This is a genomic window from Acinetobacter nematophilus (assembly GCF_026344175.1).
GTDB classification, from domain to species: Bacteria; Pseudomonadota; Gammaproteobacteria; order Pseudomonadales; family Moraxellaceae; genus Acinetobacter; species Acinetobacter nematophilus.
The window spans coordinates 71549-95609 of the sequence record NZ_JAPKMY010000012.1; the positions used below are offsets into that span (position 1 = coordinate 71549).

Here is a 24061-nt window from a genome sequence, read left to right on the forward strand (position 1 = left end):
TGAATCTTCCTTATTGTCTGATAAACAATTGCTTCAATCGAAAGGCTCTTGAAAATTTACACTGAGTCAAAAATAAAGCCACTCAATGTGGCTTTATGCAGATTACATCACTGGATTATCAACTTTAAAAATTTCTTTATCTTCGAGACGATATGCAATCAACTGATGCCCCCATACACAACCACCATCCACATTTTGAATTTGTGAACTGATGTTTCTACCTTGCAAAGCCGCCCAATGTCCAAAAATAATCTGATGTGTTTGTGCAGCCTTTGATTCAAACTCAAACCAAGGTTGAAATCCTTCAGGCATGGGTTCATCCAAAGCATCTTTAAAACTAAACTCCAAACGACCTTGAGCATCGGTCAAACGCATGCGGGTAAGATAATTGGTAATACAACGCAGCCGTGGATTACCCTGTAAGTTATCTTCCCACAATGCAGGTTCAGCACCATACATCTCTTTCAGGAATGAATCGAGTACGTCAAAATCATCATGCGCCAATACCGTTTCTACTTCTTTTGCTAGCGCAGCAGTTTGTTCTATATTCCAAATATGAGGAATACCTGCATGCGTCAAAATGGTCTGAGGGTTTGGAAAAAGACACAAAGGCTGTTTACGTAGCCAGTCAATCAGCTCATCACTTTCCAAAGCATGAATGACATCGTCAATACGATCTTTGTCTTTAAGCTTTTTGATTCCACGAGCAACTGCCAGTAAATTTAAATCATGGTTACCCAAAACTGTTGCAGCGCAGCCTCGCTCGCATAGTTTTTTAATAAAGCGTAATGCACCTACTGAGTTTTCACCACGCGCAACCAAATCACCTGCAAACCAGATGTAGTCTTGATCAGCATCAAACTGTATTGCTTTCAATAACGCTTTCAGTGCCTCAAAACAACCTTGCACATCACCAATCACATAATTAAATCTGACATTTTCTCGTGTCATTTTTAAGCCACCATTTGATCTGATAATGCAACAAACTGGGCCAAACTCAGTGTTTCTGGACGAGCCATTGGATCAACACCTGCTCGCTCAAAACCATCTTCAACCAGCATGCCCTTTAAACTGTTGCGTAAAGTTTTTCGACGTTGGGTAAATACATGCGAAACCAAACGTGCCAATGCTTTTTCATTTTTGGCGATTATTGGCTTAGTTGCATAAGGTTCTAAACGAAAGACTGCAGATGTTACTTTTGGTGGTGGATTAAAAGAGCCAGGCGGTACTTCAAATAAAAAGGTGGGTTTGCAATAATATTGGATCATCACAGACAACCGACCATATTCTTTGGTGTTTGGCTCAGCAGTAATACGATCAACCACTTCTTTTTGCAACATAAAATGCATATCTTTGACTTTGTCCCCAAACTCTAACAAATGGAAAAGCAAAGGCGTCGAAATGTTGTAGGGCAAATTCCCCACCACACGTAATGGGCGGTCTTGTTGGAACAGCTCAGAAAAATCATATTTTAATGCATCTGTTTCAATGATCGTTAAACGCTCTGGATGAGGCACACGACCAGGTAAACCCGCAGCCAAGTCACGGTCTAGCTCAACCACAGTTAAAGCATCACACTCACCAATCAAAGGTGAGGTTAGTGCTGCAAGACCTGGACCAATTTCAACAATATTGTCACCTGTGCGGGGTGCAACAGAACGCACAATTTTTGCAATTACACGTTGGTCATGTAAAAAGTTTTGACCAAAACGCTTTCGCGTATGATGCCCTTCATCTTTTGGGTTTAAGGCATTAATTTGATACATAAAAAATTTCCAACGCGGTATATAAGTTTGTTTACCAATTAATTTGATCGGGCAAGGTCAAGTGCCAAATCAACTGCGACATGTAAACTTGAACTCTTTGCAAGCCCAGTACCCGCAAGATGTAATGCAGTACCATGATCGACAGATGTACGAATAAAAGGTAAACCTAAAGTAATATTGATGGCTTCACCAAACCCCTGTGATTTTAACACAGGTAAACCTTGATCGTGATACATCGCTAAAACTGCATCCGCATTTTTTAAATTATCTGGCGTAAACAAAGTATCTGCCGGCATACTTAAACTGAGCTGGACGCCTTGAGCACGATAGCTTTCAAGTACTGGATTAATCGTCTCGATTTCTTCATGCCCTAAATATCCCCCTTCTCCTGCATGAGGATTCAGTCCACAGACAAGAATGCGCGGCTGGGTAATTTTGAACTTCGTTTTTAAATCATGAAGCAAAATATCGATAATTTGATGAAGACGTTCTTTGGTGATGGCGTCTGCAACGTCTCTTAATGGAAGATGCGTGGTGACCAATGCCACTCTCAAGGTTTTGGTGGCAAGCATCATGACCACACGATCCACACCGGCATACTCTTGATAATATTCAGTATGCCCACTGAAATATATGCCAGCATCATTAATAACTGACTTTTGTACAGGTCCTGTTGCCACACCGACACTCGAACCTTGCATCGCGTAATAAGCTGTACGACGTAATTGTTCAATTACATAAGCCGAGTTTTGTGGATTAAGTTCACCTAAAACAACATCCTGATTTAAAGGAACATGTTCGACATAGAGTTGACCTACAGTCACCCCCTGTTTTTGCCCTTGATATTCAATCAACTGAATTGTCTTATTTAAAATTTTGGCACGATCCCTCAACATATTGATATCAGCCAATACCACTACTGGACGATCATCAACACGATCTGCCAAATCCAAACAAATATCTGGTCCAATGCCAGCAGGCTCACCGCTGGTAATATATAAAGGAAGCATCGAGAACTCTTTTAAACAGACGTTGCATTGATAGTATACATTGGTTCTAAATCATCATTTCCTATTCAAGTTAAATTTTGCATCAATTTGATTGAAAATATATAAAATGAAACTTAAAGTTGTGCATGCATCGTACAAAATTCATCACTATTGGCGAACATTACCGCATATTGAATAATGGAAATTTAAAATAAAAAGTAATTCAAAAAACAATTTAAATCATGCCATAAGTCAAAAACTAAAAATCATGCTGCACGTACATCAATTGTAAAGGAGAAATATTGTGTCTGATAGGAAAAATATCATGTTGATAGCCCTTAACCATTATGAATAAATCACCAGGTGAATGCGAAAAAACTAATAGATATTTACGGCATATACATCTTATTTTGCGCCAACAACTTAATTGAACCATTAAAATCGTTTAATTTTCCAATTTTCGTTCACAGGCATTTATTTAAATAAAATATTACTTTTACAGTGATGACACATGGAGTTAAATCCAAATGAAAAATTGATAGACCAGGCATTCATTCCCCCTATTTCTTAAAAATCCAATTTCTTTGCGCGCATAATTTCTGGCTGTGCTTGTTTATGATCAATGACAGCTGACGCCGGCTGAAGTCCTAGTTGACTATCGTTACAATAGTTGAGATCAATATGTTGATTAAAAACAATCCTGACACGATGATCAGGTTCGACTCTTCCATACACTGTATAATCAATGGCTTGATCATCCACATGATTTTTTGACTCAATCACCATCTCTATTTCCTGTCCGATCTCAATATTTTGAGTTTGTATCAATAGTCCAACAGACTCACAAGGAAAAACATTATCAATTTCCCGAGTAAAATCAGCAGACATCCACTTCACATCAAGCACTGTATCTGGTTCATCTTGTTTGTGTTGATTGATTGCCTTTTTCTCAGATTGCTTTATTTTTTTATTTTCCAATGGTTGTTTCAAACCGAATTGAGTCGGCTCTTTTTCTGCAATCTTTAATTGATTTGCTGTTGGCTTGAAATCGTGGAACATTTCTGGTTCACACATATTAAAAACGACTCTAACGATACCATCCATAGCAACCGTTTCCCTGAGTTTATATTGTTTGCCATTTTCATCTTCTGGATCATATAAAGTCAGTGGAATCGTTGAACCTGCAGCAATATCTTTTGTAGCGACTTGAATCCCCAAAGGTTGGCAAGTGACAGCAACACCATCTTCTAATTCCGTTGAAAAATCTTCTGTCATCCATTGAATAGAAATTAATCGATCTCCTAGTTCAGCTTGATTATGATAATCCACAGGCATAGCTGCATGAAGTTTACTCAATGATCGAGCCTTATCTTCAAAGTCTGCTTGGGCGAAACTCAGATTTAAATTTACAACGCTGAATAGAATGAGAAGACATTTTATCGAACTTCTTATTTTCATTTTTGCCTGACTTATTTTCTTTATATGGGTTTAATTATTCATGAAACTCGTCACAATTCCAACCACGATCATGATCTTTTGTAGCATTTAGATAAAACTAGGCTTTGCTTTTTTTAGCAGCACTCAATATAATCATGCGCTTGAAATTGAATATTTCGATTGTGAATCTATCTATTTTCAGCTAGAATTCGCACTCCTTTTTGTTTGGACAGATTCCATAGTCCAAACCAACTATAATAGGTAGTGGTTTAATGAAAACTCTCAGCGCTAAGCCTGCTGAAGTTCAACACGACTGGTACGTTGTTGATGCTTCTGGCAAAACTTTAGGTCGCCTTGCGACTGAAATCGCTCGTCGTTTACGCGGTAAACACAAAACTTCTTATACGCCTCACGTTGACACTGGTGACTACATCGTTGTGATCAATGCAGAGCAAGTTCAAGTGACTGGTAACAAATCACTTGATAAGAAATACTATCGCCACACTGGTTTCCCTGGTGGTATCCGTGAAACTAATTTCGAAAAATTAGTTGCTCACAAACCAGAAGAAATCTTCGAACGTGCTGTAAAAGGCATGTTGCCAAAAGGTCCTCTTGGTTATGCAATGATCAAGAAAATGAAAGTGTACGCTGGTACTGAGCATCCTCATACTGCTCAACAGCCACAAGTTTTGGACATCTAAGGGATACAGCACATGGCTACTAACTATGGTACAGGTCGCCGTAAGACCGCAACTGCACGTGTTTTCCTATCAGCTGGTACTGGTAAACTCGTAATCAATAATCGTACTCTTGAACAGTACTTCGGTCGTGAAACTGCTCGTATGGTTGTTCGTCAACCGCTTGAGCTTTTAGACGTAACTGAAAAGTATGACCTTTACATCACTGTTGCTGGTGGTGGTATCGGTGGTCAAGCTGGCGCTATCCGTCACGGTATTACTCGTGCGTTGATCGCTTCTGACGAAACTTTAAAACCTGCTCTTCGTCAAGCTGGTTTCGTTACTCGTGATGCTCGTGAAGTTGAACGTAAGAAACTTGGTTTACGTAAAGCACGTAAACGTCCTCAATTCTCTAAACGTTAATTCGTTTACCGAATCGGACAAAAAACCTCGGCATTTGCCGAGGTTTTTTTATGGATTAAAACTATTCAAAGTTTCAAAGTTATTTTGTTTTATCTCGTTTAGAACAGTCCATGACAGCATCGGCAATCCCGTCGGCATATTTTGATTCTGTGATCGTACAGCCATTTTCCTGATAAGTTCGAGTTTCCTTAGAAAACTTATGATCTTTCGGAATCGGTGCATCACATGGTTTATTGGTCTTTACATTGACCATTTTTACAGGTCCATCATTATAAATCGTGACCTTACAACCCTTAACAACATACTCCTGTTCGATTCCACCGTACCTTTCATCCTCTGAAACAGCAGATGCAACATCACAAGCATCATCAGCACTACACGCGGCTTCTGCGTCACTAGCCACAGTAGCTTCAGCTCCGGCAGCTTCCATAGCTTCAGCAGCCGCTTCCTGCACTTGAGCATCTACAATTTGTTTCTTTGCATATGTATTTGAAAGATTCATCATAAGAAAAACAGCAACAAGCAACTTACGGCTGTTATTGATTAAATTCATGAGTTATTGATACCTTATATTGATTTAAATTCGGCGCATACCGTAAGCTTATTAAAGTTAAGGTGATTTTATTGCCTATTTTTAGTATCCTAGTTTATTCATTTTTTCTAGTTTTTGGAATATGTCAGTCGAAAATGCGCCTCAACAAGGGATTACGTTGTATAGCCACGAGGATGACTTTCGTTCACATTGGATCAGATTTCTGCTGGCAGAAAAGCAGATTAAACACACTTTAATTATCGTTGAAGAAGATGACGAGGATTTGGCAAGCCTTAATCCCTACAATCAACTGCCGATGCTGATTGAAAATGATTTAAAATTGTTTAAAACCCAGATCATTTCTGAATATCTAGATGACCGTTATCGGCAAAATAAACTGTACGCCGATGCACCCGCACCCCGTGCAGAACAAAGACAGTATATTTGGCGCTTTGAGCAAGATTGGTTTAAGCTTGCAGATATCATGCTACGTCATCCAGATACGCTCAACGCAATGGAAAAGAAAAAGGCTCAGCAGCAGCTTAAAGATACTTTGGTATCTTTAACGCCGCTCTTTCAGCACTATCCGTATTTTATGTCTGATAACTTTACAATTTTAGATTGTATGTTAGCCCCAATTTTCGTACGGTTAAAACATATGGGAATTGAGTTGCCTAAACAGCAATGCCGTCCAATTTTACTATATTGTCAACGGATTTTTAGCCGTCCAGCTTTTTTGAAGTCAATGACCTTTCAAGAGAAAAGCCGATATAGTGAACTTTTGGCAAAACCCTAGATCGCAAAACAATAGAGTATTTTCCAATGTCTGAACCAGAATTGAACTTAACCCCGACTCGACCATACCTTGCACGTGCAATATATGAATGGATTTGCGATAACAATTTAACCCCTTATCTACTTGTTGATGCGACGCAACCTTATACTGATGTTCCTCAACAATTTGTACAAGATGGGCAAATTGTTCTTAATCTGGCACCTCATTCAGTTCATATGTTAAATATGAGTAACGATGCAATTACTTTCTCTGCACGTTTTAGTGGCGCATCTAAAGATCTTTATATCCCCATGAATGCTGTACTAGGACTGTATGCACGTGAGAATGGACAAGGTTTATTCTTTGATCCTGAGGAATATGCCAATGTGCAAATCGAAGAAGATGCTTTAAAATCAAATAAAAGTGAACAACCAGAAACCACGTCTGATGCGCCAAAGAAAAAATCGAGCTTACGCATTTTAGAATAGAACAAGGAGAACTGAATGGCTTTTGATCTCGTACAATACTTTGCTGAGCAGATAAAGATTCAAAAGCCTCAGCTATTATCACAACTCGAAGCTGTTGAACGAACTGCGCATATTGAAGAAATCAATGCCCTCACTTTAGGCAAAATCATTAGTCTGTGGCGTAAGGATGATGATGCGCTTTATCAGGAGATTCTTTCGCAAGATCATTTATATAGCCAAGAAATTGCACGACATCTCACGACATCACCACAGAACAAATCTGATTTAGAACGAGCTGTGCTGGAATCTGCAACGACTGAAATCCTTGAACTACAATTTGCTGAATTAAAACAGTTAGATACTGCTGGAAGTTTAGGCAAAAGAGGTTTGAGAGAACTGGTGATTGGGCAAATTGAACACTTATCTGGTCAAGCGAAAGATTGGGTTTGGTCAACAAACGAGCTAACTGAACTGATTGGCTCTCAACCTACTGTTCAAGAAGAGATATCATTAGATGAAACGATGAAGGAGTTTAATCAAATGGTCAATGTTCAAAATACAGATATACATGTAGATCACCCAGAAGTCACTGTTTCTGAAACAGCACAACCCACTTGGGCAAAAGTTGCTGAACCTGTAGTTGCACTTTTTGTGTTATATATTCTTTTTGAAGCTGTCAGCAAAATTTTTGCTTAAGTTTTACTGATAATCAAAATTTATTAAAAGCGATCTAAATGATCGCTTTTTTTCATGTAAAAAATATTTAAGTTTATTTAATTATTATAAGTGACAAATATCACAATAATAAAGTTATAAATGATTAAATATGCATAATAATAATAAAATATCTAAAAACTTTTAAGTTAATCTTCTATTTATAAAAATCATTTAATTTTTTTCTTATACAAGATAGATTTTTAATAATAACTAATGTTAAGTTAAAGCAATGAAATTCTCTAAACTTTAAATAAAATTAACAATTTACAAGGGAGGATACAGCATCAATAAATAAAATGACTAAATGCTATACATTTGAACATTAAAAAAATGTTTTAACTGGAAAAACAATAAATCTAGTATTAATTTAAACACATGACGACCGTTAAAATGTATTACACACTTTAATCTTTTAATCTCAGATAAGTGATATTATGAACAATCAATGTATCAATATCGCAATTTCAGGCTTAGGTTTAACTACCTCAGATGATCTTAAAATCAGGCTGCGAAAAATTTTACCAACCCATATTGGTATAAATTGGATAAGTGTTTCAGATCAAAATATCAACTGTATTTTGATCAATGAGCAGTTTTTTGAAAATGATAATATTCAGAATATTATTCAAAATAAAAATATTCCCTATTTAAAAATATCGAAACACAGTGAGCACACAGAAAGTGCTCAAGATAACTTACTTTGCATCCCCATTTATGATGAATGTACGCTTAAAGATTGGGTCAATATCAAATTACTTCAACAAGCAGATTCGCCTGTAGCCAATTTAGATTTATCTTTGGACGAGACTGAAACTCAACTTGCAATCAAAGAAATTGATTTCTTTGCTGATCTCTATACACAGGACAGTCGTAAAGTCATTCTCAGTGATCATCTAGGAACAATTGCCATTATAGATCACCATGCACATTTGGCTTGGCTTGAGGCGACACGTGATGAGTTTCAAACTGACCGTTCAATACATTACAAAGCAGCACTCACTTCCGACTTTATTAAGGTTTCACGTAAACGCCAGTTCAACTTAGAAGACTGGTTGTTTAATTTGATCTGGAAAAATCCTCAAATCATTACTGTGCCTGCAGCTGATAAATATTATCGTTTGAAATTTTGGGTTCAACCGAATCAACTCGATAAAAAATTGTTATTACAACTTTCGGCTTGCTTTATCTATGGTGCTGAAATTCAACATGTTGCAAATAAGCTCAATATTCCTGTTACAACCGTTCAGCATTTTGTAGCTGCCAATCTAGCCATTCATAATGCGGAGATCATTTCAGCGAAAGACAGCCAGTTCGATAAATCTCAGAGCGATGAACAACACACTGAAAATAAAGGAATCTTAAAAAGCTTTTTTAACAAGTTAAAAAGTAAGTTTAAGTTTTAAGGGATAGGTACGCGATGATTATTCAACAATACAAAATTGTTTTTGCAGGTTCAATGGGGGCAGGAAAAACCGAAGCGATTAAATCGCTCTCTGAGATTCCTGTATTGGCGACAGAAGCCTTTAATACTGATGAACATAGCCATAAAAAGCTCAACACTACAGTAGGGATCGACTATGGAGAAGTCACGCTTGATGATGGCAATAAAGTTGGTCTTTATGGAACACCGGGGCAAGGACGTTTCGACTTTATGTGGGGTGTGATCTGTAAAGGGGCTATTGGCACAATCCTCTTGATTGATCATAGTTTACAAACACCTTTGGACGAGTTGGACTATTACATCAACACCTTTAAACAATACGGCGACAACATTGTGATTGGTATTACCCATATTGATGATGATTTGGCTAAACCGACTCACCAATATCGACAATGGCTATTAGAACGGCAACTCAACTTCCCTGTTTTCTTCATTGATGCACGAAAGAAAGCAGATGTACTCTTGCTTTTGGAGACATTGATTACCGCATTAGAAATTAAATATCTATAACCCATCATGAGGTGCCTATGAATTTAGCTGAGCGACGGGCAGCACCAGAAGCATTGGTTGCATTTGCCAAACAGCAGATACAAGAAGTGATCAACCATGTTAATCATATTGAGTTCATTATGATTTGTTCAAGTGATGGTTTTGAGTTAGCTTCAGTAAGTAAACGCTATCAATTTCAATCCAGCAAACTGGCAGCGGTGAGCAGTTCAATTTTAGCGATGGTCAGCGCTTTTTTATCAGAAATCAATTTGACTGGCTGTCAAAGTATCAGCTTAGACGCTGAAAATGGTAAAGCCGTATTAACAGCTGTGCCATGTACCAAGCATCCTATGCTCATCGTCACATTAAGCAGTAAAGAGGTATTATTGGGACAATTGCTCTATCACTTAAAAGAAGCCAGCCAAGCCATTATCCAACAAGATCACCCCTAGAAAAATGCCCCCATCTTGCTTAAACTGCTCGATAGTCTTGTTAAGGGGTTGCATAAATTGTGGTTTGCGATTTGCCATGTACTTTGGATTGATACATCAATAGATCTGCTTGATGAGTAGCAGCGTCAATATTTTCAGGCAATTCATCATAAGTTCGAATTCCCATACTAAAATCAATACCAAACTGCTGTTTCAATCCACTTAGCAAAAAGCTTTTTCTTAGACGTTTTTCATAATCTTTAATCGCATGTAGATCAATGTCTTGTAAGATTACAATAAATTCATCACCGCCCATACGTGCAATAACATCTGAATGCCGTGTGGTCGATTTTAACACCTGTGCAAACTCAACCAATACATCATCCCCTTTACTGTGTCCGTAGGTATCATTGACGGCTTTGAAACCATCTAAATCAATAAGACCAACAGCAAAGGTTTGTTCTGTTTTACGATATCTCTTTTTTAATGCCTGATAGGCTAAATTAAATGCCCGCGTATTATTCAATGAGGTTAAGGGATCTTTCATCGCCATAAGCGTCATTTCATTTAAGTTTATTTTTATTCTACATAGTAAAATCGCCACAATACTAAAAAAGCCCAGTCGTACACATGCATTCCAAAAAGGAATAATCGAATTGGTGTACTCATGTCCTGCACTATAATCTGCATATAACCATGTAAGACCAGATAAAATTACAGTAATGATGACAACATACCTCTGGTCATACCATGCTGCAACCGAAACTGGAATTAAATAAAAAACTGCAAAAGAATATTCATAGCCTGTAGAGAGATCAATGATTCCCAAAACAATAATCATCAAAAGTAAAGTAGCACGCCGAACAATCGAATTCATAAATAAATACGTTTCCAAATGTTTAATCATAGGATCACAATCCTTTGTGTTATCATTACAATATCGTATAGATTAATTTAAAAAATCCAATAAATTAAAAATTTAACTGCATATCAATAATTCCGTGTTTTAAATAAATTTAGTCGTGTTTTTGAATTAAAACTGGATAGTATTTACTGAGTTAAAATTAAAATAGCCATGAAAGTAAAGTAATATAAAAGGATAAATACTGCTATAAAATAGAATTCTTTGGGTGTTAGGGAAAACAACTGTGGTTTACTTCAACGATTAAAACTTTATAAGTTTTAACCCTATTGCCTATAAACTTTTGGTCTATAGCGTCCTAAGCCGAATCGAGACCTTATGGGTAAGTACTACACGCACGTTGTACGTTACTGGTAGCAATCTACTCTTTTCGATCCCTGATCACCCTTGCGAACCATATTAACCAAAGCTATTGAGGATTATTTTCCTAAGATGGTGTCTTTTGAGCTGAATTTAAAAAAATTTCCCGAAAAAATAGCAAATTGAAGAATTTTTATATCCTGCTCTATCTAATTCCTGTTTTTTCCAAGTATAAGCGCTCAAAAATAGCAATCCTTTCTTTTTCAGTTTTAGTAGAGATCAATGACTCAAAACTATTTTTTCTTATTCATTTCTGACAACAAGTCCAATTGGATTTCCTGAATTTTTGCCAATTTATCCCATTGGTGCATTAACAAATGGTCTATTTTTTCATGTAAATGTCGAATTTCGAGTTCAGCTTTTAAATTGACTTGATAATCATTTTGCGAACGTAGGCGATCTTTCGCTTCTTGACGATTTTGACTCATCATAATAATGGGGGCTTGTACAGCCGCCAGACAAGATAAAATAAGATTAAGTAAAATAAAAGGATAAGGATCTGCAGGCTGTTTGACCATTACCACTGTATTCACAATAATCCAGATTGCCAAGAAAAGGCTAAAACAAATTAAAAAAGCCCAACTTCCTCCAAAAGTGGCAATCTTATCTGCTAAGCGCTCTCCCAAAGTCCAGTTTTCGTCGAGTTGATTTTCAGTATTTTTAGTGATGAGTTCGTGCTGTTGCATGCTGTTCAGCACTTCATAAGCTAAACTTGATACTTCGCCTTGTTCAGATTGCAATAGAGATTGCACATATTGCATACGGTACTTGGTTAAATCAGCTCTACAAATATAATCTTGTGCAGCCCAGTCTGGAAAATCTTGTGCAATTTCTTCTGTAATCACTTTGCGAATGGTACCCATTGGAACCACATCACGGTGGGAAAAACTCTTTTTACACACAAAACAAATATGATTCTCAAGTTTTTCGTTCATAACGCTACTCTTATCGTGGTTCTTTTTAATCCCTGATTAAGACCAAGCATAGAATATATTTGAGTAGCGTTGTATATGAAGCATATCTTGGTTAGATGTTTTTTCTGATATAAGAAACAAAGTTCAATAGATTTATTTGATGAAATACTTTTAGGTAAATATTTTTATTGAATTTTTTGGATGAGCGGGAAAACAACTGTGGTTTACTTCAACTATTAAAACTTTGTAAGTTTTAACCCTATTGCCTATAAACTTTTGGTCTATAGCGTCCTAAGCCGAATCGAGACCTTGTGGGTAAGTACTACACGCACGTTATACGCAACTGGTAGCAATCTGCTCTTTTCGATCCCTTACATCCTTGAAAATAATATTAATCAAATTGCTTCGGAATTATTTTCCTAAGATAGATTGATTTTTGTCTTTTTCAGGAAATTTTTTCTTTAAACCAATCAATATAAAAAATTTTTCCCAACTCAGTTAATTAAATGATTTTTTATTGCATAAATCAGAGAAAAAATGCAAATTTAATTTCTAAATTTGCATTTCTAATCCAACACAGCAACATTACTTTTTTAGCTATATGTAAACATGTCTTTCAGCTGAATACTGATTTTCTTAATGAGCTTGTTTAATTTGAGTGAAAATGTCTTCTAAAGCTGCTCTATCCTGATTTAAGAACGCTGTTAAACTCGTCTTAATCTGCTCAAGTGTACTCTGCTTGATAGCGAATAGCGCTTTATTCTTTCGTATCATTAATCCAAATAATTCACGTTGCGGAATAATCAAGGTAATATTACTTTCTACCTTAAACTCGAAATCTTCTGTTTTAGCATAAGCATTCAGCGTTATGGTCAAAAATTCATTTGATGTAGGATGAATCACCTTAAACATCGTACTGAGACCCTCTAATTGCAATTGTAAAACGCGTTGGCGTCGCCAACTGATGCTTTCAAATTTCGTCAGTACTTCTGCAATCTCAAGATTGCTGATACGTTCCATATCATGCTCACTGGTGTGATTTGGATACTGAATGTGAATTTCAAAATTGCTCATTACTCTAAAACGCATACACTTAAAATCTTTTTGTAGTGTAACAATACTCTTCAAAAAACATAGAGAACCAGATCATACTTTTAAAACTAAGTTATTTATTTTTAAATGTAAATTGTGAAAAATTTCACTTTTTTTATTTTTTACATGCACCAAGTTTATTTTACTCATTGGTCAATTATTTGAGTATTTGCATTTAAAGCAATTAAAAAATCAGGAAGCTTTGACTTCCTGATTTTGTAGATTTCGTAAATCTAAAATTAGGCTAAACGATGTTCTTGCAACATTCTTTTGTGCATCAATTGCCTATATTGTTCTGTCATTTCATCAATTTGCCCATTTAAAAAAAGACTAAGTTGTTCTGAAACCTGTGTTTGATTCAAATTCTTATACACCACATCATATTTCTTTTTGCGTGTTAAGAATCCTAAAAACTCTTTACTTTCTACAGTCAATTGAATATTACTGTCAATTTGGAAGACAGGCTCAGCTTTACTCGATTGCGTATTTAACTCTATATGCAAATATAACTCTGTTTCCGTATCTTGTACTGCAAATGAGATGTCTGAATCAGCAGCTTGAAGTTGAGTCAGAAATAAACGACGCCAGTTAATCGCATAAAATTTTGCACGAATCTGTTCTATATCTTCAGCTTCAAATGATTCCACTGCTTGTGCAGGCAAACTGATTTCGACATCGAACTTTCTCATTGTTCTCACCTATCCATGTGATGTTGATATTATGATTAATTAATAGCATTTATATCATTGTTTTAAAACAGCTATTATCATTATTTTTTTAAATTGATTATTTTCAATACAACATGGATCACAACAATTCATCTAAAATTTGAAGTAGTCCATAGAATGTTGTTTGATCTAAAATGTGCATCTAACATTTCAATATCCCTTCTACTTTGAGGATAATAAATCTCAAGCAAACACTTATTTTGGATCTCTTCTCTTTTCCTATCACTGTATTAGATGATGAATCAACATCATATTTTATAGCGAAATCAAAGCATCCATGCGGCATTTGTGTAATGTTCCAACATAGATGCAGAATTTATTTCAAATTCTAAGTTCCTGAACAGCAGTGTATACAAACTTTAATTTTTTCTCTTGGCCAATTCATCTTTGCCCGCTTTAACGCCAAATCACTGGTCGCAAAAAATCCTAAGAGATTTTGCTGAGTGATATGGGGTAAATAATTACAACCTAGAGTAGCATTATGTACTTCATACACCCCATTGGCTTGCGGATTTTGATTGATAATAAATTTGTCCATCATAAAGTTTCCCCCCTATTTATTCGTAAAATAAACGAATAAACCCATAATTAAATTATGCCTTTATTAATTCCATAATAAAAATATGCCTTTCTTGTATAAAAATCAATCTTTTTATTTTTGTCCTTATTGATTTCCCACCACTAGTCTAAGCATTTAATTTTTACAAGTATTTTAATGATCATGTTTATCTTTAAACAGTTGAATGATTTGTACTTTTTTGTTTTTTTGTTTTAATCCAACGGATGACAAAAATCACCGCAATGATTCCCACACACACCACCAAAACAGGAACAATGAGCGATAATATTGAAACGACAATAGCTCCAATCCATTCGCCTGTAGACACAATAGGATTCGCAATACCGCCTGTGGTTGCTGTGGATAATCCCCGAACTGCAACTGTTCCCATTTGTACTGCTGTTGCTGTTCCTCCACCTACAATAATTGCAGCCGCCCAACTGGCAAACTGTGACATTTCACCACTATTCACCGCCATGGTAGTGAGTGTTCCTGCCACCATGGCAGCAGGCGTTGCAATGGTGTCTAAGGCATTGTCTACCCAAGGAATATAATACGCACCGATCTCACAGACAGTTGCAACAGCTAAGCCTATGCACACAGAGGGAATTGCTAACCACTCAAAACCTTTCATAGGTTCAAACCATCCCATCAATGATGCAATGCTCATGACTAAAAGTGGAACAAACACACGAAAACCGCAGGCTGCGCTTAAACCAATGCCTATACATAAGCTCAGAAGTGTTTCGATCATGATATTTCTGCCTGTATTTTCATTATATTTTTAAACTTTTTATTAAATTAACAAAAAAGCCCTATTGGATGATAGGGCTTTTTCTTAAAACTGCGAGTAGCTGTTTTGTTGGTGCTGCTTAGGCATTCTTGTTGTTGAATTGATTGCCAAGGCATTTGGTACACGGAGGTAAACGATCTGTACCAATTTCTAAGTAAACGCGATGTCCACATTGGACACAAAAATAGAAGCCTGTTCCAGGTTTTTGACCAGCAGTAACCATTTTTGTTCTCCATAGGTTTTAGAAATGGTGAATAAAGTATAGCCAAATTTTAATGTAAGTCTACTGTCTATTTTAAAAAATGATGGTGTCATTTTTGCAAGAAATGATTTCAAAAAGTAATACGATTTTTCTTCTAACGACTTTCCATAAATTTGAATCCACAAATTAATTAAATTGCTTCTCTTTCTTGAGGTGGTTCATCAGTTCTATCTTCCTCATAAAAATCATCTGGCATTTGTGACAATACATTAAAAAGGCGTTCAGCTGTTATTGGTTCTTCCATCGTCATAAAATCCTCTACTCAAATATTTAATTTCATAAGTAAAATCTTTAAAGATGTTTAACAAAGCAAATCCGTATTTGATGTGAAGACTAGAGCTATTGTCTAAGTAATTATAGGAACTTCAATAGTATTTACAGTAAATAAATTTAGAATATCTTCTCTATCCATAAAAATTATTTGGCTTCTTCTATTAGCATCTAACTTATTTCCTAGCCAATTGCGTGCAGCTTTCGTAATTTCTCCACCTGCCACAATATAAGCATGATCAACTAAGACCCTTTTATTAGTTTCAGGATCGAATATCTCATGTCCAAGCATCATTGTTGTCTGATTATAAATTTCAGCCATATTATGATTACCTGTTTTTGTCATACCAGATGAATCTAATTTTCCTTTTTTTACTTGAATACCAAAATAAATTATATGTTGTGTTGGTAACAGAAATTTCATCCAAATATCTTTACCATACTCCAATGCTTTATCTTTATGACCAGCTACTGTAATCCTTTGAAATCCCAATATTCTAAATAAAGGTAATAAAATTTTTTCAATTAGGTCATCCTCGGAACATTTATCTAAAAAATCTATAAGAAACTTTCGCTTTTTTAATTCTTCTTCTGAAAATGGCCTATGCGGATTTTCATTCGGTTTAATGAAGTTATTAGTTTTAAGATTTCTTATATATAAATTATTATCGCTACCATAAAAGGCTTCGAATCCTTCTCTACTTAATGGCTTATTGAGTTGACTCAATGCATTTACTCTATAAGGATCATGTTCTGTTGCATCAGATTTATGCATTAAAACTCTTAGAACATGTACAAATTTATCAGGCAATGAATTCGTTGGGCATGGCACCTCTAATAATTCTTGTAATCGTTCAGAAGTCCATGACCATCGAGTAGTACCATTATGTTTAAAGGGTAAATCACACTCTTCAAAAAACTCAGTAATATAACTACTACTACGATATGGGAAATGTTCCTTATCACCTATAATACACTCTGCAATTTCTTTTAAATTTCTTGATTTAAATTTCATTTTTTCACTCAAAATAAAACCCCACTTAACAGTAGGGTCTTTTTACAACACTATCAATTACTTTTTTCTTTAATCTCCCCAAATACAAAGTAATACTCACTTATGAAATGCTGAAAAGCTCCCTCCTTTTTCAAAGGTGAGGAATATATTACGTAAGGGGAGGATTAAAAAATGCAACTCAATCAAGCCACGCTGCCTTCCAAGAAATCCTGTGCAAAGCGTTGTAAAACACCACCCGCTTCATACACATGCACTTCTTCTTCAGTATCCAGACGACAAGTCACAGGAACTTCAATGACTTCACTCTTACCGTCAGCCGTTGCACGCTCAATCACCAAAGTTAAATCTGTGCGTGGTGCAATATTTCCGATCACACTATAAAGCTCAGTACCATCAAGTTTTAGAGTTTTACGATCTGTACCCGTTTTAAACTCCAACGGTAAAACCCCCATACCGACTAGATTGGTACGATGAATACGCTCAAAACCTTCAGCAACAATCGCTTCAACCCCAGCAAGACGTACACCTTTTGCAGCCCAGTCACGGCTAGAACCTTGACCATAATCTTTGCCTGCAATAATGATCAGTGGTTGCTTACGATTCATATAAGTCTCAATCGCTTCCCACATACGCATCACTTCGCCTTCAGGTTCAACACGGGCTTTAGAACCCTGCTTAATGGTACCGTCAGAACGAACCACCATTTCATTAAACAATTTTGGATTGGCAAATGTTGCACGTTGTGCAGTCAAATGATCGCCTCGATGCGTTGCATAAGAGTTAAAATCTTCTTCAGGAAGCCCCATTTTATGCAGGTACTCACCTGCGGCAGAATCCATCATGATGGCATTCGATGGCGATAAATGATCCGTGGTAATGTTGTCAGGCAAAATTGCCAGTGGACGCATATTTGATAGTGTTCGTGGCGCAGCTAACGCACCTTCCCAATACGGCGGACGGCGAATATAAGTACTTTGCGGACGCCAATCATATAATGGGCTTTCAGACTTTTCAGCCACACCTAAGTCGAACATTGGAATATACACTTTGCGGAACTGCTCTGGTTTTACTGATTCTTTCACTAAAGCATCAATTTCAGCATCTGATGGCCAGATGTCTTTTAAATAAATCGGATTACCGTCTTTATCATTCCCCAATGCATCCGTTTCGATATCAAAACGAATTGTCCCTGCAATTGCATAAGCCACAACCAATGGTGGTGAAGCCAAGAATGCTTGTTTAGCATAAGGATGGATACGGCCATCAAAGTTGCGGTTACCTGACAGTACCGCAGTCGCGTACAAATCACGATCAATAATTTCTTGTTGAATCTTTGGATCTAAAGCGCCAGACATACCATTACATGTCGTACATGCATAGGCCACGATACCAAAGCCCAGTTTTTCCAAATCATCCATTACACCTGCTTCTTCAAGGTATAAAGCTGCTGCTTTAGAACCTGGTGCAAATGATGATTTCACCCAAGGTTTACGTGTTAAACCCAATTCGTTTGCTTTACGTGCCAGTAAACCTGCGGCAACTGTATTACGCGGATTAGAGGTATTGGTACAAGAGGTAATCGCAGCAATAATGATTGCCCCATCTGGCATTAAGCCATCTGTACGGTTTTCAACTACACCTGCAATCCCTTTTTCTTTAAGGTCTGTTGTAGATACCCGTGCATGTGGATTTGAGGGACCTGCAATATTGCGTGTCACAGTAGAAAGATCAAAACGCAGTACACGTGGATATTCTGCTTGTTTCATATCCGATGCCCAAAGACCGATTTCTTTGGCATAAGTTTCAACCAATTTGATTTGATCCGCTTCACGACCTGTCAGCGTTAAATAATCGATGGTGTTTTGGTCAATGTAGAACATTGCGGCAGTTGCACCATACTCAGGTGTCATGTTTGAAATCGTTGCACGATCTCCCACTGACATACTGTCTGCACCCTCACCAAAGAATTCTAAATATGCACCGACCACACGCTCTTTACGCAAAAACTCGGTTAATGCTAAAACGATATCTGTTGCAGTAATACCAGCTTTACGCTGTCCGACCAACTCTACACCAATAATGTCAGGCAAACGCATCCAAGATGCACGGCCAAGCATGACATTTTCAGCTTCCAAACCACCGACGCCGACTGAAATTACCCCCAGGGCATCTGTGTGTGGTGTATGTGAGTCTGTACCAACACAGGTATCAGGGAAAGCAAAACCGTCACGATTTTGGATCACTGGAGACATTTTCTCCAAGTTGATTTGATGCATGATGCCATTACCTGCTGGGATGACATCGACATTTTCAAACGCAGTTTTAGTCCACTCAATAAAGTGAAAACGGTCTTCGTTGCGACGGTCTTCTACAGCACGGTTTTTCTCAAAAGCATCTGGATCAAAACCACCGTATTCCACCGCCAAAGAGTGGTCAACAATCAACTGGGTGGGAACTACAGGATTCACCTTTGATGGATCACCACCTTGGTCTGCAATTGCATCACGTAAACCGGCAAGGTCGACCAATGCTGTTTGTCCAAGAATGTCATGGCACACGACTCGTGCTGGATACCATGGGAAATCGTGATCTTGCTTACGATGGATTAATTCTTTGAGTGACTGTTCGAGAATGGCAGGATCACAACGGCGTACTAGCTGCTCAGCCAATACTTTTGATGTGTATGGAAGTTTTGCATATGCGCCTTGCTGGATGTCTTCTACGGCTTGACGCACATCGAAGTATTCGAGCTGGGTACCTTGCAGGGGTTTACGATAATTTTTATTCATTGCCTTTGTGCCTCTTGCATCGTTTTTTACTGCGTGTCTAATGTTTGGCATAGTACACTGTCGAAAACCCATTTCCCAAATCGTTTATATTTCATGAATTTAGGTATAAAAACAGGGGTTTTAGAAATATTTAGTAACAACTTCATTAAAATATTTGCACTAAAACTGCTTTTTTTTGAAAAATAGCGGAAAATAAGATTAATTCTTTAGTATTAGATTTAAGACAAGCGAGCAATTCATGAGCGATCTAGCTTTCTCCTCTTTTACCTTAATCGGTGTTGATGCAGTCAAATTCTTACAAGGTCAAGTGACTGTGAATGTAGAAAATTTAACTGAAAATGTGAGCCAATATACGGCAATCTGTGATTTAAAAGGTCGTATTCATTTTGGCTTGTGGTTAAAAAAAATAAATCCTGAACATCTAGAAATTGTAACCACACAAGATCAAGCTGAAGAATTTGCTCAGCACATCAAAAAATATGGTGCTTTTTCTAAAATGAAACTTGAGTTCGTCGGGCAAGCTTTTCCAACACTCAACGGTTCTACAACTGACTTTTCTGCCACTGAAACTGATATTTCAGCGTGGGAAATTTTCGCCATCCAAAATGGTCAAGCCTATATCAGTAAAGTGACTGACGGTTTGTTTCAACCTCAGGAATTACGCCTGCATCAACGTGAAGGTATCAATTATGACAAAGGCTGTTATCTTGGTCAGGAAGTGATTGCACGTCTTTGGTTTAAAGCAAAACCTAAGGCTTGGTTACATGCTATTCAAGCTACGGGTGCTGTCCCTGCTGCTGCTGAACAATTAAACAAGGGCGTTCAAGTCGTGAATAGTGCAGCTTTTGAAAATGGCTATATTGCACTTGTGGTTGCCCGCCCTGATGCTTTAGCAGAGTTGGACGTGACTGTTTTAGATTTACCTGAGCATTTGAGTGGTGATGTTGCTAGACCGCAGTAATCATTTAATTTTTAGATAAAGATAACGTTAATCACGTTATCTTTATGCTTCGTCATTATATCTCCACTTAAAAAATCTCTTAACTTATTATAAAATGATCAAAATCATTATATTAATTTAACTTTTTTATAACTATGAATCACAGTTTCCAAGACTCCAAACATAAATTTATCGCCTTATATTATGGTATTTCTGCCATCGTTGGATTGGTCTTGATTACCTATCAACTCTTTACCAATCCCTTTCATATTTTAGTCTTCGTCTTATATGTCTTAATTTACATTCAACTGGTTTTTATGTTGTTTGGTGCACTTCAATATTGGGACAAAAGACAGACAGGTTTAAAAATCTTGTTTTGGATTTCTTTAAGTTTAATTCCAGCATTTTATACACCTCTGATTGCCTATATTCCCAAAATTACCTCAGGTTTGTTTATTTATTTCGAAACAGGCTTTGGTGCAAGTGGAGCTGGATTTGATGTATTTGCCTTCTACAATACAACGCTAAGAATTTTTAACGAAAAATTTTGGCGTATTGGTATTAATTTAATTGAATTTTTTATATTCTTACGTTTTTTAAATTTAGCCAAGGCACAAAATATTTCATTATCACCTTTTAGACATTAGATATGCATTCATAGGAAAAATTTTAGCTTAAACAATTTCCTCTACTTCAATCATCAAAATACATTGATCATTGAATAAACTGAATGAGATTAATCTCAATTTTAATACAACAAAATGAATAGATACCTTCAAACCATGACACCTCAAAGAATCATCGTATTACTTCTAGTCAGTATCTTGAGTATCTGTAGTCATGCACTGTCGCCTGAACTATTACAGCAACTCAAACAACAGCATATCGTTGATACGACTTCTACTCTAGACAACAATCAAATCGAAGCATTAAAAAATCAAAATAGACAGCTTTATCAGCAGAAAAATATTGATTTGAAAATATTAATGATCCCTACGATTAGAGATACATCAATAGAACAATATGCTGAACAAGTCTTTAATGAAATTAAAATAGGCAATGCTAAACTTGATAATGGTTTATTGCTCGTCGTGTCTAAAGATGACCGAAAAATGCGCTTTGAGGTTGGCTATGGTCTGGAAGGTGATTTGACAGATGTACAAATGGGGCGAATGATTCGCAATACTCTGGCACCAAATTTTAAAAACAATGATTATTATCAGGGTTTGTCTCAAACCCAGAAAATGCTTTTCAACCAAAATATCTCACTGAAAAATGTAGACGCAAAAAATCCAGAAATTGTTTTCAATCTCACCTTTTATGGTTACCTGTTTCTTTCCATTTTGCTTTGTATTCCAATGTATTGGGTCTATACCAAATTGGTTGTCAAACTCGGTACTGGAGGCGGATTAGCAGCCTTTGTCGCCTTTTTTATGTTAGAGATATTTATTCATCTATTGATTTTTTCTTATTTAAATCTTGCTAATTTAGGCTTCTTTTTGAGTGCGCTTATTCCAGTATATGCACCATTTTTAATTGCCGTCTGCATACCTAAAGATCAACACCATAAAGTGTTGAAATGCATTTTGTATAGCCTTCCGCTTCAAATTTTTTCAATCTTTGGATTAGGTAGTTTCTATCTGGTCGATTTCATCCCTGCAACTGCAGTTTTTCTATTGAAATGTTTAGCTATCTGCTTAATTTTAATCTTTTTACGTTATCTCCAATTCTTGTATCGCTTTAAACATCGCACTGAAAATCAATATTTAACAACTTACTACAATCAATATCTCAGAGAAAAAGAGCGACAAAAGGCACGTGAGGAGGCTTTTGAAAGAGTTCAGGCGTTACGGAAAAACTCCAATTCAGACAATAATTACTCATCAAATCATCATTCATCCTTTGATGGTAATCAAGATTCATCCTCCAGCAGCAGTTCATCCTCCAATGATGAACGAGATTCAGGCGGCAGTTCAGGTGGTGGTGGTGCATCAGGTTCATGGTAAGTGTTAATGTGCTTAAAATGTGATGGAGGAAGATTATTTCCTCCTCACATAATAAATTACACCGCCTTTATCATCGGAGAAATAAAATGAATTTTCATCAATTCGATAGATATCAGCAGGTCGAGCATAGACATTTTTTCCCACTAAAAAACCATCGATAAAGGTCTCCAATTTTTGTCCTTTACGCATAATTGCAATTTTGTAGCCATGACCAATTGATGCATCTGTAGCACCATGTAAAGCAACCAAAAAAGAATTTTTGATACTGTCATCCGTATCTGGATGATCAAAATAATCAAAGCCAAGTGCAGATGAATGCGCAGGGAAATAGGCGTAAGGTGTTAATACATTTTTACAGCCAGATGAACGTTTGAATTTTGGATCTGCAAAAATTTTACCATTCGACGAATAGCAGGACGGCCAACCATAATCAGCATCACGTTTGAGGGCATAAAAAGTTTCATCCGGCTTATTTTTACCTAAATGGTCTGCCCCCTGATTGGTGGCAAATAGCACTTTACCTATCCATTTCAAACCCACGGCATTGCGTAAGCCTTGAGCAAAAATTTTTTGTTCTGAACCGTCAGGGTTCATTTCTGTCACTGTTGCTCGAACTTGTTCTTTTTCAACACATGCATTGCAACTAGAACCAACTGAAACATAAATTTTTCCATTACCCCCTACAGCAATTGTCCGTGTTAGATGCCAACCACCATATTTGTAGCTTAAGCCATAGTCTGGAAAAGTAGCTAAAACTTCAGCTTTAGCCGTTGGTTTAGTTTCACCTTGGGTAAATTTACGTCGAGTGAGTTGGTCAGTTTCAGCTAAATATAACCAATCTTGTCCTGTATCATCCGTATAAAATTGAATTGAATTTGGATTTTTCAAACCAGTCATATAAGGAATTATTTTGCCAAATCGACCTGTTTCAGCATTCCATTGATCCAAAATATAGATGATGCCTTTTTTATTATCAGACAAATCATGCATATCCGTGACAAACATTCTGCCATCAGGGGCTTTTGTAAAAAAGCGGACTCGTTTTAAGCCTTCAGCCGCAGGAATGATTTCAAAATTTGCAGGTAAATTTAGAGAAAAGCGCTTTCCATTTTTCAAGTTGATTTGATAGGGTATTAGCTTTGGCTGTTGAGCTAAAACTGTCATTGGACAAATTAAACATAATAATAAGATTGACAGTATTTTGTTCATTTTTGATACTTCTCAGTTCATCTTATGAAGAAACAGCTTCTTTTTTGATATTATACAA

General features: G+C 36.7%; 25 protein-coding genes and 1 pseudogene. 11 read left to right on the top strand and 15 right to left on the bottom strand.

Annotated elements, in window-relative coordinates; translation table 11 throughout:
* Positions 1-102: 102 nt before the first annotated feature.
* From OSH00_RS18010 to OSH00_RS18025, 4 genes are all read right to left on the bottom strand, one after another.
* Positions 103-951, bottom strand: coding sequence for a symmetrical bis(5'-nucleosyl)-tetraphosphatase (locus OSH00_RS18010; protein WP_266131569.1), 849 nt, complete (start codon positions 949-951; stop codon positions 103-105).
* Positions 952-953: 2 nt separating this feature from the next.
* Positions 954-1766 (bottom strand): 16S rRNA (adenine(1518)-N(6)/adenine(1519)-N(6))-dimethyltransferase RsmA, encoded by an 813-nt coding sequence (gene rsmA / locus OSH00_RS18015; RefSeq protein WP_004829846.1) that lies wholly within the window; start codon positions 1764-1766, stop codon positions 954-956.
* Positions 1767-1804: 38 nt separating this feature from the next.
* Positions 1805-2776 (bottom strand): 4-hydroxythreonine-4-phosphate dehydrogenase PdxA, encoded by a 972-nt coding sequence (gene pdxA, locus OSH00_RS18020; RefSeq protein WP_266131570.1) that lies wholly within the window; start codon positions 2774-2776, stop codon positions 1805-1807.
* Positions 2777-3322: 546 nt separating this feature from the next.
* Positions 3323-4111 (bottom strand): hypothetical protein, encoded by a 789-nt coding sequence (locus OSH00_RS18025; RefSeq protein ID WP_266131571.1) that lies wholly within the window; start codon positions 4109-4111, stop codon positions 3323-3325.
* A 353-nt stretch (positions 4112-4464) separates the two neighbouring features.
* Between OSH00_RS18025 and rplM the strand changes: the two genes are divergently transcribed.
* Positions 4465-4893 (top strand): 50S ribosomal protein L13, encoded by a 429-nt coding sequence (gene rplM, locus OSH00_RS18030; protein WP_004829852.1) that lies wholly within the window; start codon positions 4465-4467, stop codon positions 4891-4893.
* A gap of 12 nt (positions 4894-4905) precedes the next feature.
* A complete protein-coding gene (rpsI, locus tag OSH00_RS18035; RefSeq protein ID WP_004829853.1) occupies positions 4906-5292 on the top strand; it encodes a 30S ribosomal protein S9 in 387 nt (128 codons plus the stop codon).
* A gap of 187 nt (positions 5293-5479) precedes the next feature.
* Here the strand turns inward: rpsI and OSH00_RS18040 are convergent.
* A pseudogene (locus tag OSH00_RS18040) lies at positions 5480-5797 on the bottom strand (hypothetical protein); the annotation flags it as partial.
* Between the two features lie 169 nt (positions 5798-5966).
* Here OSH00_RS18040 and OSH00_RS18045 point away from each other — a divergent pair.
* From OSH00_RS18045 to OSH00_RS18070, 6 genes are all read left to right on the top strand, one after another.
* Entirely contained in the window at positions 5967-6620 is a 654-nt protein-coding gene (locus tag OSH00_RS18045) for a glutathione S-transferase N-terminal domain-containing protein (protein WP_266131572.1), read from the top strand.
* A 26-nt stretch (positions 6621-6646) separates the two neighbouring features.
* On the top strand, positions 6647-7087 hold the full coding sequence (locus tag OSH00_RS18050) for a ClpXP protease specificity-enhancing factor (protein WP_196075953.1): 441 nt from the start codon (positions 6647-6649) through the stop codon (positions 7085-7087).
* 15 nt (positions 7088-7102) lie between these two features.
* A complete protein-coding gene (locus tag OSH00_RS18055; RefSeq protein ID WP_266131573.1) occupies positions 7103-7762 on the top strand; it encodes a hypothetical protein in 660 nt (219 codons plus the stop codon).
* Between the two features lie 455 nt (positions 7763-8217).
* Positions 8218-9186: a hypothetical protein gene (locus tag OSH00_RS18060; RefSeq protein ID WP_266131574.1), complete on the top strand. Its 969-nt coding sequence runs from the start codon at positions 8218-8220 to the stop codon at positions 9184-9186.
* Positions 9187-9200: 14 nt separating this feature from the next.
* The gene (locus tag OSH00_RS18065) at positions 9201-9734 is read left to right on the top strand and encodes a GTP-binding protein (protein WP_266131575.1); all 534 of its coding nucleotides are present in this window, start codon (positions 9201-9203) and stop codon (positions 9732-9734) included.
* Positions 9735-9751: 17 nt separating this feature from the next.
* The gene (locus tag OSH00_RS18070) at positions 9752-10165 is read left to right on the top strand and encodes a roadblock/LC7 domain-containing protein (protein WP_266131576.1); all 414 of its coding nucleotides are present in this window, start codon (positions 9752-9754) and stop codon (positions 10163-10165) included.
* Positions 10166-10205: 40 nt separating this feature from the next.
* On the opposite strand, the gene OSH00_RS18075 is transcribed toward OSH00_RS18070, so the two are convergent.
* The 9 genes from OSH00_RS18075 to acnD all read right to left on the bottom strand — a co-directional run bounded on the left by OSH00_RS18075 (position 10206) and on the right by acnD (position 19848).
* The gene (locus OSH00_RS18075) at positions 10206-11051 is read right to left on the bottom strand and encodes a GGDEF domain-containing protein (RefSeq protein ID WP_266131577.1); all 846 of its coding nucleotides are present in this window, start codon (positions 11049-11051) and stop codon (positions 10206-10208) included.
* Positions 11052-11659: 608 nt separating this feature from the next.
* The gene (locus OSH00_RS18080) at positions 11660-12361 is read right to left on the bottom strand and encodes a DUF1003 domain-containing protein (RefSeq protein WP_266131578.1); all 702 of its coding nucleotides are present in this window, start codon (positions 12359-12361) and stop codon (positions 11660-11662) included.
* A 615-nt stretch (positions 12362-12976) separates the two neighbouring features.
* Positions 12977-13414, bottom strand: a complete 438-nt coding sequence (locus OSH00_RS18085; protein ID WP_266131579.1) for a hypothetical protein — start codon at positions 13412-13414, stop codon at positions 12977-12979.
* Positions 13415-13671: 257 nt separating this feature from the next.
* A complete protein-coding gene (locus OSH00_RS18090; RefSeq protein ID WP_266131580.1) occupies positions 13672-14121 on the bottom strand; it encodes a hypothetical protein in 450 nt (149 codons plus the stop codon).
* 367 nt (positions 14122-14488) lie between these two features.
* Positions 14489-14701 carry a hypothetical protein gene (locus OSH00_RS18095; RefSeq protein ID WP_266131581.1) on the bottom strand — a complete coding sequence of 71 codons (213 nt, stop codon included), beginning with the start codon at positions 14699-14701 and terminating at the stop codon, positions 14489-14491.
* 190 nt (positions 14702-14891) lie between these two features.
* Positions 14892-15470 carry a DUF4126 domain-containing protein gene (locus tag OSH00_RS18100; protein ID WP_266131611.1) on the bottom strand — a complete coding sequence of 193 codons (579 nt, stop codon included), beginning with the start codon at positions 15468-15470 and terminating at the stop codon, positions 14892-14894.
* 121 nt (positions 15471-15591) lie between these two features.
* On the bottom strand, positions 15592-15735 hold the full coding sequence (locus tag OSH00_RS18105) for a zinc ribbon-containing protein (protein ID WP_004829882.1): 144 nt from the start codon (positions 15733-15735) through the stop codon (positions 15592-15594).
* A gap of 385 nt (positions 15736-16120) precedes the next feature.
* On the bottom strand, positions 16121-17059 hold the full coding sequence (locus tag OSH00_RS18110; protein WP_266131582.1) for a hypothetical protein: 939 nt from the start codon (positions 17057-17059) through the stop codon (positions 16121-16123).
* A gap of 182 nt (positions 17060-17241) precedes the next feature.
* Positions 17242-19848: a Fe/S-dependent 2-methylisocitrate dehydratase AcnD gene (gene acnD, locus OSH00_RS18115; protein WP_266131583.1), complete on the bottom strand. Its 2607-nt coding sequence runs from the start codon at positions 19846-19848 to the stop codon at positions 17242-17244.
* Between the two features lie 238 nt (positions 19849-20086).
* Between acnD and ygfZ the strand changes: the two genes are divergently transcribed.
* From ygfZ to OSH00_RS18130, 3 genes are all read left to right on the top strand, one after another.
* Positions 20087-20809: a CAF17-like 4Fe-4S cluster assembly/insertion protein YgfZ gene (gene ygfZ, locus OSH00_RS18120; protein WP_266131584.1), complete on the top strand. Its 723-nt coding sequence runs from the start codon at positions 20087-20089 to the stop codon at positions 20807-20809.
* 134 nt (positions 20810-20943) lie between these two features.
* On the top strand, positions 20944-21435 hold the full coding sequence (locus OSH00_RS18125; RefSeq protein ID WP_266131585.1) for a hypothetical protein: 492 nt from the start codon (positions 20944-20946) through the stop codon (positions 21433-21435).
* A gap of 114 nt (positions 21436-21549) precedes the next feature.
* Positions 21550-22794, top strand: a complete 1245-nt coding sequence (locus tag OSH00_RS18130; protein WP_266131586.1) for a TPM domain-containing protein — start codon at positions 21550-21552, stop codon at positions 22792-22794.
* A 33-nt stretch (positions 22795-22827) separates the two neighbouring features.
* Here the strand turns inward: OSH00_RS18130 and OSH00_RS18135 are convergent, their stop codons facing one another.
* Entirely contained in the window at positions 22828-24003 is a 1176-nt protein-coding gene (locus OSH00_RS18135) for a PQQ-dependent sugar dehydrogenase (protein WP_266131587.1), read from the bottom strand.
* Positions 24004-24061 lie beyond the last annotated feature (58 nt).

Coding starts and splice junctions, on each gene's coding strand:
- OSH00_RS18010 (WP_266131569.1), bottom strand. CDS start 951: ATGACACGAGAAAATGTCAGATTTAATTATGTGATTGGTGATGTGCAA.
- rsmA (WP_004829846.1), bottom strand. CDS start 1,766: ATGTATCAAATTAATGCCTTAAACCCAAAAGATGAAGGGCATCATACG.
- pdxA (WP_266131570.1), bottom strand. CDS start 2,776: ATGCTTCCTTTATATATTACCAGCGGTGAGCCTGCTGGCATTGGACCA.
- rplM (WP_004829852.1), top strand. CDS start 4,465: ATGAAAACTCTCAGCGCTAAGCCTGCTGAAGTTCAACACGACTGGTAC.
- rpsI (WP_004829853.1), top strand. CDS start 4,906: ATGGCTACTAACTATGGTACAGGTCGCCGTAAGACCGCAACTGCACGT.
- OSH00_RS18045 (WP_266131572.1), top strand. CDS start 5,967: ATGTCAGTCGAAAATGCGCCTCAACAAGGGATTACGTTGTATAGCCAC.
- OSH00_RS18050 (WP_196075953.1), top strand. CDS start 6,647: ATGTCTGAACCAGAATTGAACTTAACCCCGACTCGACCATACCTTGCA.
- OSH00_RS18055 (WP_266131573.1), top strand. CDS start 7,103: ATGGCTTTTGATCTCGTACAATACTTTGCTGAGCAGATAAAGATTCAA.
- OSH00_RS18060 (WP_266131574.1), top strand. CDS start 8,218: ATGAACAATCAATGTATCAATATCGCAATTTCAGGCTTAGGTTTAACT.
- OSH00_RS18065 (WP_266131575.1), top strand. CDS start 9,201: ATGATTATTCAACAATACAAAATTGTTTTTGCAGGTTCAATGGGGGCA.
- OSH00_RS18070 (WP_266131576.1), top strand. CDS start 9,752: ATGAATTTAGCTGAGCGACGGGCAGCACCAGAAGCATTGGTTGCATTT.
- OSH00_RS18075 (WP_266131577.1), bottom strand. CDS start 11,051: ATGATTAAACATTTGGAAACGTATTTATTTATGAATTCGATTGTTCGG.
- OSH00_RS18080 (WP_266131578.1), bottom strand. CDS start 12,361: ATGAACGAAAAACTTGAGAATCATATTTGTTTTGTGTGTAAAAAGAGT.
- OSH00_RS18085 (WP_266131579.1), bottom strand. CDS start 13,414: ATGAGCAATTTTGAAATTCACATTCAGTATCCAAATCACACCAGTGAG.
- OSH00_RS18090 (WP_266131580.1), bottom strand. CDS start 14,121: ATGAGAAAGTTCGATGTCGAAATCAGTTTGCCTGCACAAGCAGTGGAA.
- OSH00_RS18095 (WP_266131581.1), bottom strand. CDS start 14,701: ATGATGGACAAATTTATTATCAATCAAAATCCGCAAGCCAATGGGGTG.
- OSH00_RS18105 (WP_004829882.1), bottom strand. CDS start 15,735: ATGGTTACTGCTGGTCAAAAACCTGGAACAGGCTTCTATTTTTGTGTC.
- OSH00_RS18110 (WP_266131582.1), bottom strand. CDS start 17,059: ATGAAATTTAAATCAAGAAATTTAAAAGAAATTGCAGAGTGTATTATA.
- acnD (WP_266131583.1), bottom strand. CDS start 19,848: ATGAATAAAAATTATCGTAAACCCCTGCAAGGTACCCAGCTCGAATAC.
- ygfZ (WP_266131584.1), top strand. CDS start 20,087: ATGAGCGATCTAGCTTTCTCCTCTTTTACCTTAATCGGTGTTGATGCA.
- OSH00_RS18125 (WP_266131585.1), top strand. CDS start 20,944: ATGAATCACAGTTTCCAAGACTCCAAACATAAATTTATCGCCTTATAT.
- OSH00_RS18130 (WP_266131586.1), top strand. CDS start 21,550: ATGAATAGATACCTTCAAACCATGACACCTCAAAGAATCATCGTATTA.
- OSH00_RS18135 (WP_266131587.1), bottom strand. CDS start 24,003: ATGAACAAAATACTGTCAATCTTATTATTATGTTTAATTTGTCCAATG.